The 14,588-nt window shown below is 41.3% G+C and carries 12 protein-coding genes; 6 read left to right on the top strand and 6 right to left on the bottom strand.

Features of this window, described 5'->3' with window-relative positions; genetic code table 11:
* Positions 1 to 4: 4 nt before the first annotated feature.
* On the top strand, positions 5 to 1,036 hold the full coding sequence (locus tag PAARA_RS06060) for a hypothetical protein (RefSeq protein ID WP_062568195.1): 1,032 nt from the start codon (positions 5 to 7) through the stop codon (positions 1,034 to 1,036).
* A gap of 1 nt (position 1,037) precedes the next feature.
* On the opposite strand, the gene PAARA_RS06055 is transcribed toward PAARA_RS06060, so the two are convergent.
* Together PAARA_RS06055 and PAARA_RS06050 are read right to left on the bottom strand one after the other, a co-directional pair.
* A complete protein-coding gene (locus PAARA_RS06055; RefSeq protein ID WP_062568194.1) occupies positions 1,038 to 1,250 on the bottom strand; it encodes a hypothetical protein in 213 nt (70 codons plus the stop codon).
* Positions 1,247 to 2,317, bottom strand: coding sequence for a potassium channel family protein (locus tag PAARA_RS06050; protein WP_062568193.1), 1,071 nt, complete (start codon positions 2,315 to 2,317; stop codon positions 1,247 to 1,249). The genes PAARA_RS06055 and PAARA_RS06050 overlap by 4 nt, the downstream gene beginning before the upstream one ends.
* 146 nt (positions 2,318 to 2,463) lie before the next feature.
* Here PAARA_RS06050 and PAARA_RS06045 point away from each other — a divergent pair, with 146 nt between their 5' ends.
* Positions 2,464 to 3,414 (top strand): chemotaxis protein CheV, encoded by a 951-nt coding sequence (locus tag PAARA_RS06045; RefSeq protein WP_062568192.1) that lies wholly within the window; start codon positions 2,464 to 2,466, stop codon positions 3,412 to 3,414.
* 153 nt (positions 3,415 to 3,567) lie between these two features.
* Positions 3,568 to 4,881, top strand: coding sequence for a short-chain fatty acid transporter (locus PAARA_RS06040; RefSeq protein WP_062568191.1), 1,314 nt, complete (start codon positions 3,568 to 3,570; stop codon positions 4,879 to 4,881).
* 41 nt (positions 4,882 to 4,922) lie between these two features.
* Here the strand turns inward: PAARA_RS06040 and PAARA_RS06035 are convergent, their stop codons facing one another.
* Positions 4,923 to 5,936, bottom strand: a complete 1,014-nt coding sequence (locus PAARA_RS06035) for a metalloprotease (protein WP_420806951.1) — start codon at positions 5,934 to 5,936, stop codon at positions 4,923 to 4,925.
* A 174-nt stretch (positions 5,937 to 6,110) separates the two neighbouring features.
* Here PAARA_RS06035 and PAARA_RS06030 point away from each other — a divergent pair, with 174 nt between their 5' ends.
* Positions 6,111 to 7,337 carry an EAL domain-containing response regulator gene (locus PAARA_RS06030; RefSeq protein ID WP_083515273.1) on the top strand — a complete coding sequence of 409 codons (1,227 nt, stop codon included), beginning with the start codon at positions 6,111 to 6,113 and terminating at the stop codon, positions 7,335 to 7,337.
* Here the strand turns inward: PAARA_RS06030 and PAARA_RS06025 are convergent.
* Positions 7,334 to 8,398 (bottom strand): hemolysin family protein, encoded by a 1,065-nt coding sequence (locus PAARA_RS06025; protein ID WP_062568189.1) that lies wholly within the window; start codon positions 8,396 to 8,398, stop codon positions 7,334 to 7,336. The two genes, PAARA_RS06030 and PAARA_RS06025, sit on opposite strands and share 4 nt — an antisense overlap.
* A 145-nt stretch (positions 8,399 to 8,543) precedes the next feature.
* On the opposite strand from PAARA_RS06025, the gene PAARA_RS06020 reads away from it, so the two are divergent.
* Both PAARA_RS06020 and PAARA_RS06015 read left to right on the top strand, forming a co-directional pair.
* Complete coding sequence (locus PAARA_RS06020; protein WP_062568188.1) at positions 8,544 to 11,039, top strand: alpha/beta hydrolase family protein; 2,496 nt, start codon at positions 8,544 to 8,546, stop codon at positions 11,037 to 11,039.
* Positions 11,040 to 11,203: 164 nt separating this feature from the next.
* Entirely contained in the window at positions 11,204 to 11,908 is a 705-nt protein-coding gene (locus tag PAARA_RS06015; protein ID WP_062568187.1) for a response regulator transcription factor, read from the top strand.
* 4 nt (positions 11,909 to 11,912) lie between these two features.
* Here the strand turns inward: PAARA_RS06015 and PAARA_RS06010 are convergent, their stop codons facing one another.
* On the bottom strand, positions 11,913 to 13,424 hold the full coding sequence (locus PAARA_RS06010; protein WP_062568186.1) for a YifB family Mg chelatase-like AAA ATPase: 1,512 nt from the start codon (positions 13,422 to 13,424) through the stop codon (positions 11,913 to 11,915).
* Positions 13,425 to 13,461: 37 nt separating this feature from the next.
* A complete protein-coding gene (locus tag PAARA_RS06005) occupies positions 13,462 to 14,076 on the bottom strand; it encodes a trimeric intracellular cation channel family protein (RefSeq protein ID WP_062568185.1) in 615 nt (204 codons plus the stop codon).
* Between the last annotated feature and the right edge of the window lie 512 nt (positions 14,077 to 14,588).

The following is a 14,588-nucleotide window of genomic DNA, read 5'->3' as shown; positions in this document are numbered from 1 at the left end:
ATGTATGAAATTATTGTATTGGTTAGATGAGTGGACCAAGCTACCCCGCGACGAACAGCAAAATCAACTACCATTTATTGGCGGCGACTTGCTTGGTGATGTGTATATGAAATATCACATCAGCGATGCTAATAAGCCACTGCTATTTACCTTCTCTCCTGCTGGTACCAATTATCAAGAACATGACTTAACCGACGACTTTACTCCTTGGGGCTATAAGCTCGCCAAAAAGCAGGGAATAAATATAATTGCGTTTCAACATTTAGGGAAAAGCAATTGGTTTAGACATCGGAATCTGATTTTCTTTATTGAGCAATTGGCACCTTTAGTTAGTTGCTTTACCGAGCGATTAGGTTACGGCTTGAGTCGTGGTGGCTTTGCAGTAGGTGCATTCGCTAACTTATTACAACTAGACAAAGTACTATTATTTCACCCTGTCAGCACCAAAAATAAAGATAAAGTGCCATGGGATGATCGCTCAAGCACAGATATCGCACAAAATTTTGATTGGCACGGTGATTACCATGACTTAGATTTAGGCCACGCTAAAGGCTACATTATTTACGACCCAACAAATCGCATCGACCGTGCCCACGCTAAGCGCTACCCACAGCTTAATCATCTAAGAGTGTTCGGAATGGGACACAGTGTACATGCCACTTACCTCAGTAAGTTTGGATTTTATAAAGATGTTGCCGTTGACTTTATGCGCCACCAGCAAGTCGATATTGCACAATTTCGCCAGCAAACACGTACACTGCGTTTTAAAGAAGACTACTATCGCCGCCTTAACAAAGCGAATGCGAGTTCCGCACACCGCTTGGCACTATTGAGTACAGCCCATAACATTTTAATTGATGAAAAAGCGGAGCATGTAAAAGAAGAACAAGAAAACGTTGACGTGCAACCTTTGTTAGATGTTGCTCTAAAACACCAAGAGCAACACCCTAAAGATGCCGTAAAATTGCTTGAAGTGGCGCAACAACTGGCTCCTGACGATCCGGTTATTGAACACAAACTAAAACAGTTAAAATAACTTAGTGTTTACTTTTCGCCTTTTTATTTTTTTTAACGTGCCCATGCTTGGGCACGATGGTTAAGTACATGATAAGTGCTAACCACGAAAACAAGATAATCCCTATTAACCATGCATTTTTTTCATGCCCCTGAGTGCGTTTGCTATTTAAAACAATCACCACAGGCAAAATATACGCACTCAATACAATGATTAAAAACGCAACTTCATTCATTCGCTCACCAATGAAGACCAATCAACTTCATTACTAAGTACACGTTCAACGGCGATGTAGTGCAAAATATCCCCCTCACTGACGGTATAATCCAGAGGTGGGTTTAAATCCATATTCTGAGCACTTAAGTTATGCGCCACACCAAGCAAAATCGCATCATGACTTTGTTTAAAGTGATGAAATAAATTACCAAACGTCATGGCTTTTACACCCTTAGGTATTGGCAAGCTAAATTGCGTGTCACCGTGTAGCGTAGATAATAATTCTTCTTGCACACGGCTTGAACCTGGGTCTTGCATCGAACGTACAAGAATTTCTGCAGACTTAGAACTACTGCATTCAACATTATTACAATGCTCAAGTAGCATCTCAATTTTAGTTTCATCATCAAAATGAGCACTAATATGGCACTGCTTATTGACCAATTTACTGATGCGTAATGCCGTTGTGAATGTTTGGTCATCGTCTTGACCATCAATAATGATTTTATCTGCCCGCTCTATAGCCACACGTTTTAACTCATCAATATCGGTAAAACTACTTAAGCGAGCAAAGTCGACATGTGCATTGGCTAGAAATGGATGCTCCATTTGCTCGGTCACTGCTAATAATATGCGTCGATCAAGACGCTTGTTATCTGCCAAGATATAGTCAATCATCTTTTTTGTCCGCGTATCATGCCAACCGAAAATAATAATGTGATTGTTAATATGTGAGAAGCTTTTATCACCCGTCATAGCGCGCCTAATCAAGTAAGTAACTGTTTGCCCTGTTTTTCCTAACAGAACACCAAATAATGCCAAACCAAAAGGAATTTGTAGCAGTGCAACGATCCAGCGTCCTAGCTCTGTACTGGCACTAAAGTCGCCATAACCGACTGTAGAAGTCGTGACAACATAATAGTAAAAGTAGGTGCTAATTGGTGTGAGATCCTGCTCTCCTGCAAGCACGAGTAACCACCAAATAAGCAACATATGGAAAAGTGTTGTTATTACCACAGCCTGCCAGCTAACCTGATCAATATGACTGCGTATAAGCACCACTAAGCGGTTAAAAATATGATGCATAATCCTTGCAATGTATCTTAGAAGAAATTAACCGATACGGTACTGTAATGCATAGGTTTTGGCAACTGGTGGAAAATTCTTAATGTCTGTCGATGAAAAATAATAGTAGACTATACTTTCTCTGTATTAAGTATTAAGGGTGCAATATGTCTGGTGTTCTAGCTTCAGTCGATCAACGTACACAATTAGTTGGTGAAAATCGTTTAGAGCTCTTGCTGTTTTATCTACACAGCCGCCACTTATTTGCGCTCAATGTATTCAAAGTAAAAGAGGTTGTTAAACTTCCCCACTTAAGCAAAATACCCAATTCACATCCTAAAGTATCTGGTGTTGTCGATATCCGTGGTGAATCTATTCCTGTGATCGATTTACGTAAAGCGATTAACATGCCTGAGACGAAACACATTGAAGATACTAACTTAGTAATTACTGAGTACAATCGCACCGTACAGGGCTTTTTAATTGGCAAAGTCGATCAGATTATCAATATGACATGGTCTGACATTATGCCGCCACCCACCGCTATTGGTAAAAACCATTACCTAACTGCACTGACAAAAATTAAACGTGATAATCAAGAGCACCTAGTTGAGATTATCGATGTTGAAAAAGTCTTGGCTGAAATTATCGAATACGAAGTGCAAATCAGCGATGACATTTTAGATCAAAATATAGTCAACGAGTTCACAGGTCGTAAAATTTTACATGCCGATGACTCCCCGACTGCGCGCAAACAAGTAAGTGATACACTAACTCAATTAGGTATAGAAATAATTCCAGCACGTAATGGCCTTGAAGCATTAGAGATGCTAAAAGGCTGGGCAGACGAGGGCAAGGATGTTGAAAAAGAATTACTGATGGTAATTACCGATGCTGAAATGCCGGCAATGGATGGTTATAGGCTCACCCATGAAATTCGCCAAGATAGCCGCCTAAAAAACCTACATATCGTTTTAAATACCTCTTTGAGTGGTAGTTTTAACCAAGCAATGGTTGAAAAGGTAGGGTGTAATGCCTTCTTGTCTAAGTTTCAACCTATTTTGCTTGTCGAGGAAGTACAATCGCGTTTAAGAGCTGTACTCGAGCAACAAAAATAGTCTTATAAATAATTGCCCTTTTAAATAACGCAAAAAATGCTGATGAGCACTTTTTGGGATGCCCAATGTAAACCCACCACAGAATGTCGATTTGCCAATTAGTTATTTTCATGATTAATTGGCACAATCAATTTACTGACAACAATAAAAATTATGCTAAATCATGTTGCAAAGCCATTCACAAAACTGGTTGAGCGTTACCTACCAGATCCATTTATTTTTGTAATTTTATTAACTTTTTTAAGCTTTATCGTTGCTGGTATTTTCACACCATCGACACCGATACAAATTTTAACGGCTTGGGGAAGCGGCTTTTGGAACTTATTGCAATTTGCCATGCAAATGCTGTTAGTATTACTAACCGGTTATATGCTGGCAAGTACGCCTGTCATGCGACATCTATTAACCAAGCTGGCGGCCTTGGCTAGTACACCTGCCAAGGCAATTATACTGGTTACGTTCGTTTCATTATTAGCAAGCTGGCTCAACTGGGGCTTTGGTTTAGTAATAGGAGCTTTGTTTGCAAAAGCGATTGCCAAACAAGTTCGCGTTGATTACAGGTTACTCGTTGCCAGTGCTTATTCAGGCTTTATTGTCTGGCATGGTGGCTTGGCAGGCTCAGTACCACTGACTATCGCAACAGAGGGGCACTTTTCAGAGCAAAGTATCGGCGTAATAGGTACGGACAGTACTATTTTTTCAGGGTTTAATATCGCAATTGTCATTGGCTTATTTATTGTCATGCCACTTGTAAACCGCTACATGTTGCCAAGCAACAAAGACAGTATATATATTGACCCTGCAAAGCTAGATGATGAACCGACTCAGTCGGTAACCCCTAGCCGTCCTGCTGAAATCATTGAGCATAGCCGCATACTGGGTATAGGGATGGGACTCATCGGCCTTGGCTATCTAGTTTATTACTTTGTACTGAGTAACGGTGGCTTAAATTTAAATAGTGTTATCGCCATTTTCTTATTCAGCGCTATTTTACTGCACCAAACACCTCATAACTTACTCACAAGCCTACAGCAAGCAATCCCAAGCGGTGCTGGAATCGTAGTGCAATTTCCATTTTACGCAGGCATTATGGCTATCATGGTTAACACTGGCCTAGCTCAGCAAATTTCCGAAGGCTTCATCGCAATAGCCACAGCCGAAACACTGCCATTTTGGAGTTTTTTAAGCGCTGGTTTTGTGAATATATTTGTGCCATCGGGTGGAGGCCAATGGGCTGTTCAGGCACCTATCGTCATACCTGCGGCACAAACACTCGGTGCCGACATACCCCGTGTTGCTATGGCCGTTGCTTGGGGTGATGCATGGACAAACCTCATTCAGCCTTTTTGGGCCCTGCCTGTGCTTGCAATAGCAGGACTAAAAGCAAAAGATATTATGGGCTTTTGTTTAGTACAACTGGTTATCACCGGTGTGTTTATTGCGCTAATGCTGAGTTTTTATCCCTAGCTCCTAGTAACGGAAGCATGACTCAACGCTTCCGTTATAAACTAACTTGATAAGATTTTCATTGGTAGGCTTAAGATTGCGCTTTGTGAATCAGCAAAGTGCATCATCACGGCTACGTGGCCAGCGACCACCAGCGCATACATCACAGTTGAGAAGGTTTGCCCATAAGTATCTAATGGTACAAGGTGTGAATTATGGCGTTCACGCCACTCAAAAAGTATTTCCAGCGCACCAATAAACAAGAAAAACACTAACAACGTCAGTCCGAAAGTGTAGCTAAGCCAAAGGCCTAATAACACACCCACTAAACACATTGTTAGGCCAATCCACGAGCGCATTGAGAAACTAATACTTTTCAGCACATGCCCCCCATCTAGAGGGAGAATTGGTAATAAATTGAAGAGATTAAGTAGTGCACTTAATACTGCTACACCCGCGAATATTTCCATCTCAGTTGCGTAATAAAGCACCACACCCAGTACTGATGTGATCAAACCAAATGCTGGCCCCATCAATGAGATAACAACATCTTGCCAACGGGTCGTAATTTTATCGTCTGAAACAGCAAGCCCGCCGACAAATGGAATTAAGTAAATACCTTTGGTTTTTATACCAAAATACTGCATCGCTCTGACATGCCCATATTCATGCACAACCAAGCACCCTATTAGCATCAACGCAAACTCTATCGAGAATAGCCATGCATAACCCGCTACGGATGCTCCAGCAAGTGCTGCTTTAACAACTTTTGCACTTTTAAATAATTTAAACGCTAAAGCGACAAGGCCAATAACGCTTCTTTTGGGTTTAGTAGGTGTCATCGTGGGTATCACTAATCGGTGAGCAAACTGCTGATTTATGTAAATAGCTAAGCAGCGGTTATCAACATTACACGTATCTAAGCCGACTCGTTCACCTCGAAAGTCAAACTCATACATATACTGCTTGGGCGACTCAAAGGTAATAGCTTGTTGATGATGAAAAAGTCCTACTAATTGCGAACCTTTAAGGTGCAAGGTAAAAATTTCATCTGCTAGACTTAGCTGTATCGTTATCATAATGATTTTAAACGCTATTGTTGTATTAAGCTATTACATTTAGAAAAAGCAAAATTCCGGATTATTGACAATATTTCTAAAGTAGCGTTTTTTTTCATCACTGACCAGTCATAAAACATGACGAACTCCTTTTTTCCTACTACTTTTAAAGAAGATTAATTTATTCATGGAGTGAATAAGGTGAAATCAAACCGACATATACTTGTAGTAGATGACTCCAAAGCAATTTTAATTGTTATGCAAGCCATACTAAATGAGCTCGAGATAACAAATATCACAACCTGCTTAAGTGCAACTGATGCGTTGGAGAAAATCAAAAAAGCACCCCATTACTTTGATGCCGTATTTACAGATTTAAATATGCCAGATATGGATGGGATGGAGCTTATTCGACACTTAGGTGAAATGAAATACAATGGTGCGATAGCCATTATTTCTGAAATGGATCCAAAAGTCATTGATTTAGCGGCAGATTTGGCACGTAAGCATAACGCCCACTTGATTGGCAACATTTCGAAACCTGTACAATTGAATCAGGTTTATTTATTGCTGCAAAAACTTGAGCATTTTTCTGTTCACATTGAACGTACAAAATCACCTATTTCAGAGTCGCTGCTCCTGCATGCGATAAGTCACAATGAAGTGCTTCCTTATTATCAGCCCAAAATCAATCGCCATGATAATCGGGTAGAAAGCATTGAGGTATTGGCACGTATAAACACCAGTAAAGAAGATGAAGTCGTCTTGCCAGATCGATTTATCTGCATTGCTGAAGACTTAGACCTCATTAACCTCATCACTTTTCAGTTATTCGAAAAAGCAACCAATGACTTTAATGAGATAAAAGAGCATTTTGATCCTAACTTAAAGCTGGCATTCAATTTATCACCTTCCCAGTTAGAAGACTTAAGCTGCCCTGATAAGTTAGCCCTGATCCTACACCTTAATAAACTCACTCCCAGTGAAGTGATATTAGAAATAACAGAACAATATGCTTTACGAAGTGCCGCACAGCTAGAAACGCTTAACCGCTTACGCATGAGGGGCTTTGGCATATCCCTTGATGATTTCGGTACAGGTTTTACAAACGTACAGCAACTAAAAACGCTGCCTTTTACTGAAATAAAAATTGATAGAACCTTGATCAGCAATATTGAAACCGATCAATTTTCACAAGTTATCGTCAGTAGTTTAGTAAATATTGCCATACAAGAGGACTTAGCGATTGTTGCAGAGGGCATCGAGCGCGTTGAAGAGCTTGATTACCTTGATAGGTATAAAGAGTTCATTCTTATGCAAGGTTTTTTACTATGCCGACCAAAATCCAAAGACGACTTTTTAAATTGGTCTTTATCATGGCGGCAAATGGTTAAAACGGCGGCTGGCTATAGGCGTTAGGGCTTACGCTTATCATCACTAACAATCGTATTGCTACTTTCTAGGCGCTGTCGCCAACGCTGCTTGGCAACATGCTGCATATTAGCTGACTGATCATGTTCATCAACTATTTCGAGGCCCATCAACGCTTCAATGAGATCTTCAAGGGTGACAATTCCTTGCACATCCCCGTACTCATCCACAACTAGGCAAATATGAGTACGTTCTGTCAACAGTGTTTCAAGCAAGGTTGGCACGTGTAATGTTTCTGGCACAGTATAGATAGGTTTTACTAACTTACTGATTTTATAGTCTTCGCCTAATCGGTGATAAGCAAGCATAATATCGTTCTTATGCACAAAGCCAATAATATCATCGCCATTTTGATCATACACCAGTACACGAGAAAATGACGAAGAGCCATATTCAGACAAGTACTGATTAACGGTTAAATCTTTATGTACTTTGAACAATACAGTACGTGGTGTCATGATGGTATCGAGCTTAGCGTGGCGAAAGTGCAATAAGCTTCTTATTATTTCAGATTCATCCTGACCAAGCGCTCCCGATTCCGTTCCAATATCCGCCATAGCTTCAATTTCTTGACGAATATAATAAGCTTCATCGTAATTTCGACCTAAGAAACGAGTAAGAATATCTGCAAACCAGACAAAGGGTTTTAACATAAACACCAAGCCAACTAAGCCAAGGCTGACAATAGGCGTCAGAGCGCGCCAATAATTAGCGCCTAATGTTTTAGGGATGATCTCAGACAGCACCAACACTAATAACGTCATAATAGCTGATGCAACGCCCACGGCAGCATCAGAAAAAACCACGGCTGCTTGAGCCCCAACCCCCGCAGCACCTGCGGTATGAGCAATGGTATTGAGAGTTAAAATAGCGGCAAGCGGCTGATCTATATTATCTTTAAGTTTGGAGACACGTTTAGCTAAATGAGGCTGTTGTTTACGTATTAATGCAACATAGCTGGGCGTAATGCTTAATAACACCGCCTCCATCACAGAACACAAAAACGAAATCGTAATGGCGACGACCATGTAAACAAGTAAAAGTGTCACTATCTATCCTCACTTTGGGGTAACTTGCTCACCTTAACAAGTGTATGACTCAACCTCAAACCCTGAGTGCATTCTAACGCAGAGCACTTTTTGGCTTTTTTAGCGCGTGCTATATTAGCTCAAATTACCGACTATAGGCTCAATTATGACATTTAGAAGAACTTGGCAGAGTAAGTCTACCCATTTAAAAATAACACTGGGTGCATTCGTACTCAGTGCCCTAAGCACAACCTCTTTGGCAGACCCAATCGACAAATCAGCCATTCAGTTTATTGGCCCACTTGCAGAAGATATGCAACTGAAGCCGTATCAAACCGATCATCGCGATGCCATCATCGCAAACTTATTGCCAAGCTTACAAACAAGCAGTGACAGTATACATTTGTTTGGTAATGACGTTGACTGGCAAGCATTCGACAAAGTCAGTGCGTTAACCCTTGGAGGGTTACAAGCACTTAAATTCACAGCGTCAACAGATCGATTCAGTCAAGGCACATTGACCTTAAAAGGCATTGAAAACGCTCAGCTATTTATTGATGGCGAAAAACAAACAGAAAAAAATCAAGCCTACGAATTAGCCTTAAGCCAAGGCGATCATCAAATTGTTATCGTTACGGAGCAAGTCGCAAACTGGAATCAGGTGGAGCTTGATTTTACAGCTAAATCTGAACTAGACGCTATACAATTTAGCGCTAAACAGCAACATGGTTTATCGGCTAAGCAATTATTCGATGCGCCGACAATTAGCTTTGTGTCAATGGCACCCAGTGGCGATTATTTTATCACGAGCAAACGTCATTACGAAGATGCAACCGCCAACCAAGCTCAATATGTTACAGAGCTTAAAGACGCCAAGAACAATACTCTGTATCGTTTCGAGTCAGCTCAGCCAAGTAGTATAACTTGGAGCCCTGACAGCAAACGTTTAGTGTATCTATTAAATGGTGAGCTTAAGCGCTTAAATCTAAAAACCATGCAGCTGAGTGTCATCGCTAAAAACCTCTCTGGAGCGAACGGCTTTCAATTTTATGACCAAAACAGCTTGATCTTTAGCTGGTCAAAATCACCTGAAGATAATGGTAAGCTCACTAAGCACTATCAAGGTCTACAAGATCGCTGGTCGTATGCTCGTACGACATCACAAGTCTATTTACTTGATATTGCCACAGGTCTTAGCAAAATAGTAAGCCAAGGCCCACTTAGCCACTCACTAGAAGACTTTGATGCCAAACGTGGCAGCATATTAATGAGTCGCTCAGCACAAGCAATGCAACTATCACCCGAGCCAGCAACTGAGCTGGTTGAATTAAACCTGGCGACATCAGCGCTCAATGTACTTGGTCAATTTAAAACCTTTAATCAGGCTAAATACACAAACGAAGGGATTTATGTAACGGCAGGCCCTGACTTTAACAATGGTTTAGGGCGTAACCTACCACAAGGCATGCTTGCTAATAACTACGATGGGCAACTTTACCTTTTAAGTCGTGATGGTAAAAAAGCCACAGCGTTAAGCAAAGAATTTAATCCTGCAATTGGCCAACTCAATGTACTTGAAAATGGTGATGCACTTATAAAAGTTACAGAACAAGATACAGTACAACTTTACCAGTATGACCTCAGTAAAAAGCGCTTTAATAAGGTGAACGCCGGCTTTGATGTTGTTGAGCAATTTAGTTATTCAAAAGAACGCAACCCCAGCATTTTGCTCACTGGCACTACAGCTTCAACACCTCAGCAACTGAAACAACTAAGCCTAGGTAACAGCCGCGCGAAAATATTGTGGGATTCAAAACCGATCGCCTATAAAGATACTGCCATTGCCTCACTTGAAGAGTTTAACTTTACCAATAAAGACGGTATTGAAATTAAAGGCCGCGTTTACTTGCCGCACAACGTAGATAAAAGCAAAAAATACCCTGCACTGGTCTATTATTATGGCGGTACATCACCCGTTACTCGTGGTTTTACAGGTCGTTATCCATTTAACTTGTGGGCTGAGCATGGCTATGTTGTTTATGTTGTGCAACCAACGGGCGCAACAGGCTTTGGCCAAGAGTTCTCAGCTAAACACGTAAATGCATGGGGTGAGTACACAGCGAACGATATCATCGATGGCACAAAGGCGTTTTTAAACCAGTATCACTTCGTAGATAGCAAACGTGTTGGCAACTTAGGTGCGTCCTATGGTGGCTTTATGACTATGCTACTGGCTACCAAAACAGATATGTTTAGTGCCTCAATCGCCCATGCTGGCATTTCTAATATTACGTCGTATTGGGGACAAGGCTGGTGGGGGTACTTATACTCTAACGAGGCGTCTAAAAATAGCTATCCTTGGAATAACCCAGCCCTTTACAGCCAACATAGTCCTGTTTTTCATGCCGACAAGGTGACCACACCATTATTATTACTGCATGGTGATTCGGATACGAATGTACCGGTTGGGGAAAGTCACAATATGTACACGGCATTAAAGTTACTAGGAAAAGATGTCGAACTCATTGAGTACAAAGGCGCAGACCATCAGATATTTGCACGCGACAAACGCTTTGATTGGTGGGACACCATGCTCGCTTATTTCGATAAAAATCTAAAAGAGCAGCCACAATGGTGGCAATACCTTTACGCTGAAAAGTAGATTTTTATATAGTTGAGTACTACAAAAGTACTCAACTTTTCTTTCACTTTACGACACCTAACTAATTAAATTGTAAGAAATAGTTATAAACCTATCCATTACACTTCTCACTCTTTGTCATACAGTGCTAACATAACAACAAATCAAGTGTGAAATAGAAGCTAATGACTATTCAAGTTTTATTGGTTGAAGATGACGAGCTACTCGTCAAACGTATTCTCAACCATTTTAAAGAGACTGAATTTGAGATTGAGGTAGACTCAACAGGTGCCGATGCACTGGGCATTGTGCAATCCCGCGCCCCTTCACAAAATGCAATCTCTTTAGCTGTCATCGATATAGTACTACCCAAACGTGATGGTCTGCTATTAGCAAAAGAACTCAACGCGCTCACAGAAATTGGCGTAATTATGCTATCAAGCAGAGACTCTCAAGCCGATCGCATTGCAGGGCTTGCCCAAGGTGCAGATGACTACATATGTAAGCCCGTAGACTTACTTGAGCTCGAACTTAGAATGCGTGCCCTTCACAAACGTCTAAAGAGCTCTCAAAACGATGATGAAAGCGAAGAGTTTATTGAATATGCCGACTTCAAGCTACACCCTGATAATCGAACCTTGATTACCCCCAACGGTGAAGAGTCGCGCCTAACAGAAGCTGAACACAAAGTACTTATTTGCTTAATTGCAAATGCGGGTAAAGCAACATCACGTGAAAAGATATCTGAAGAGATTGGTCAACCAGATTGGAGCCCAAGTGATCGCACCGTCGATGTATTGATTGGTCGACTACGTAAAAAATTAAGTGATGAAAAGGATCAGAAGCGTATTGTTACAGTACGTGGTAAAGGTTACATGTTATCGATTTAAACTTTTAGAGTTGCGTTAGCTGACTAATTAGCCGCTCAAATGCCCGATAATTTAATGCTTCTTTTAGCTCACTTAAGGTTATATTTGGCTGCGCTTTTAAATCGCTGATGGTGCGTGCCACTTTAATTACCCGATGATAAGAGCGAGGCGATAAAGCCAGTTTTTCACTGGCTTTAGCTAAAAACTGAAGCTCTGCGGCTGCTAAAATACAGTAACGATTCATTTCTTTATTATTCAAACGCGCATTCACTTTGCCTTGTCTTTCAAGCTGAATTGCGTAGGCACGCTCAACACGTGAGCGAACTTGCTCACTGCTTTCTTCTATTTCAGTACTTTGTAGTTGGCTACTGGTTAATCTTGGCAACTCAATTTGTAAATCAATACGATCGATAAATGGCCCTGACACCCGAGATAAGTAACGTAGCACTTGATCGGGCGTCGCTCGCTTATCTGTGTGGCTACCTGTTGGGCTTGGGTTAAGGGCTGCAATCAACTGAAATTGCGAAGGGAACTCCATTTGCCTCGCGGCTCTTGATATCGTTACTACGCCCGTTTCCATAGGTTCACGCAATGAGTCGAGTACTTTTCTCTCAAATTCAGGCAGCTCATCCAAAAAAAGCACTCCATTGTGGGCTAATGAAATTTCCCCTGGCTTTGGGTTTGACGAACCACCAACAAGTGCGACTGCTGAACACGTATGATGAGGATTGCGAAAGGGACGCTCACGCCAATTCGCTAAATCGACTGATTGACCAATAATTGAATAAAGCGCTGCGGTACTAATCGCTTCATCGTCAGACATGGCGGGCATAATTGTCGGCATACGCTGTGCGAGCATAGATTTGCCTGTACCCGGAGGGCCTAAAAATAACAAATTATGCCCACCAGCAGCGGCAATTTCTAATACGCGTTTCGCGCCTGGTTGCCCTTTAACATCGCTTAAATCGAGGAGAGATTCCCTATCTAATTCCTGCTCTGGGTATTCAATATTCAAAGGAAGGGGTTGCTGGTTAAGTAAGTCGTTCCAGACATCTTGAATAGAATATACTGCTTTTCGTGCGACCCCAGAAACAAGACTCGCCAAGGAGTCATTATCGGCAGGAAGAAAGCAACAACGGCCTTTCTCTTTAGCACCGAGCACGGAGGGCAAAATCGCATTCACACCTCTAACTTCCCCATTTAAGGCAAGCTCACCATAAAATTCATAACGATGAATATCGGGACAACTAATCTGCCCTGATGCCACCAAGATGCCTACGGCGATGGCTAAATCAAAGCGCCCTCCCTCTTTAGGCAAGTCTGCGGGTGCTAAATTAACCGTGATCCGCTGATCAGGAAAGCCAAACTGTGAGTTTTCAAGTGCGCTTCTTACGCGATCTTTCGCTTCCTTCACAGATGTTTCGGGCAGACCAACTATATGAAAAGCCGGTAAACCATTACCTAAATGCACTTCAACTATGACTTCTGGTGCTTGTACGCCTATTTGTGCACGAGAAAAAATACGAGCTAATGACACGTTTCATCTGTCCCTATAACAAGTCCTAAGTTATAGTTTAATCAGAATATTTAAAAATATGCAACGTTAACCGCCACTTCATCGCCGCCAGTCGTAAAACAAGCGTCACTAGCATTGCAATCACCATCGCAAGCTCTGTTACAAAACCAAAAGAAATACCCAGCGTATAAGCGACTCCGCCTGCGATACAGGTAATTGCGTATAACTCACCTTTTAATAGCATAGGCATATTACCTGCGAGCACATCACGGATCATGCCGCCGAAGCAACCTGTAATAACGCCCATAATAATAGCCGTTGTGTCAGGCATACCTGCCAACATTGCTTTTTGAGCGCCCATAACAGCAAAAAACGCCAGACCAAATGCATCTGCTATCTGTAGCGTATTAAATTCAATCGAACGCTGCTTATTAATTAAACGTGTAGTAACAAATACCGAAAATAAAATAGCCCAAAAATAGCTTTGATCATGTAACCAAAAAACAGGAACATCTAGGATTAAGTCACGCAACGTACCACCACCAATTGCCGTTACGGTGGCAAGTACAACAACCCCAAAGCCATCCATTTTTTTATCATAGGCCAGCAGCGTACCCGATACAGCAAATACAGCCACGCCAATTAAGTCAAACCAGTGGTAAAGTTCAGTCATACTTGTAACTAAAAAGTAATTTTACCTACCTTGTAACATAAACTTTTCAATCTTTTAAGAGAAGATTATGCAAGTCACTAAACGTAGCAGAAGGAAAATATTAATCTGTTTAATAAAGAGAACTATTTTGAAGCAAGAAACCATATTATTAATAGGCAATGATTTCGTATTATTACCTATTAGGACAAACATTATGATGAGATAAAAAGATTTTTTCGATACTCAAGAGCACCTTCACTTTCTTATAGGCATAAAAAAAACGCTTTCGCGTGTCTAGTATTACATATTCATTTTTAATTTCAGCTGGTTGCGGGAGCTGTGAATTTTGAGGGCGAACCGACGACCTTTGGGTTTTGAGCCTGAGCAGCTGAATTTCAGGCATAAAAAAACACGCTTTCGCGTGTCTAGTATTACAGATTAATTTTTAATTTCAGTTGGTTGCGGGAGCTGTGAATTTTGAGGGCGAACCGACGATCTTTGGGCTATGAACCTGAAGTTCAGGCATAAAAAAA

Source organism: Pseudoalteromonas arabiensis, from assembly GCF_001550155.1.
GTDB classification, from domain to species: domain Bacteria; phylum Pseudomonadota; class Gammaproteobacteria; order Enterobacterales; family Alteromonadaceae; genus Pseudoalteromonas; species Pseudoalteromonas arabiensis.
Note: the sequence above shows the minus strand (reverse complement) of the source record. Positions and strands in the feature narration are given on the sequence as shown.

Bases quoted from the DNA above. Each gene is read 5' to 3' on its own strand.
- PAARA_RS06060 (WP_062568195.1), top strand. From the start codon at position 5: ATGAAATTATTGTATTGGTTAGATGAGTGGACCAAGCTACCCCGCGAC.
- PAARA_RS06055 (WP_062568194.1), bottom strand. From the start codon at position 1,250: ATGAATGAAGTTGCGTTTTTAATCATTGTATTGAGTGCGTATATTTTG.
- PAARA_RS06050 (WP_062568193.1), bottom strand. From the start codon at position 2,317: ATGCATCATATTTTTAACCGCTTAGTGGTGCTTATACGCAGTCATATT.
- PAARA_RS06045 (WP_062568192.1), top strand. From the start codon at position 2,464: ATGTCTGGTGTTCTAGCTTCAGTCGATCAACGTACACAATTAGTTGGT.
- PAARA_RS06040 (WP_062568191.1), top strand. From the start codon at position 3,568: ATGCTAAATCATGTTGCAAAGCCATTCACAAAACTGGTTGAGCGTTAC.
- PAARA_RS06020 (WP_062568188.1), top strand. From the start codon at position 8,544: ATGACATTTAGAAGAACTTGGCAGAGTAAGTCTACCCATTTAAAAATA.
- PAARA_RS06015 (WP_062568187.1), top strand. From the start codon at position 11,204: ATGACTATTCAAGTTTTATTGGTTGAAGATGACGAGCTACTCGTCAAA.
- PAARA_RS06005 (WP_062568185.1), bottom strand. From the start codon at position 14,076: ATGACTGAACTTTACCACTGGTTTGACTTAATTGGCGTGGCTGTATTT.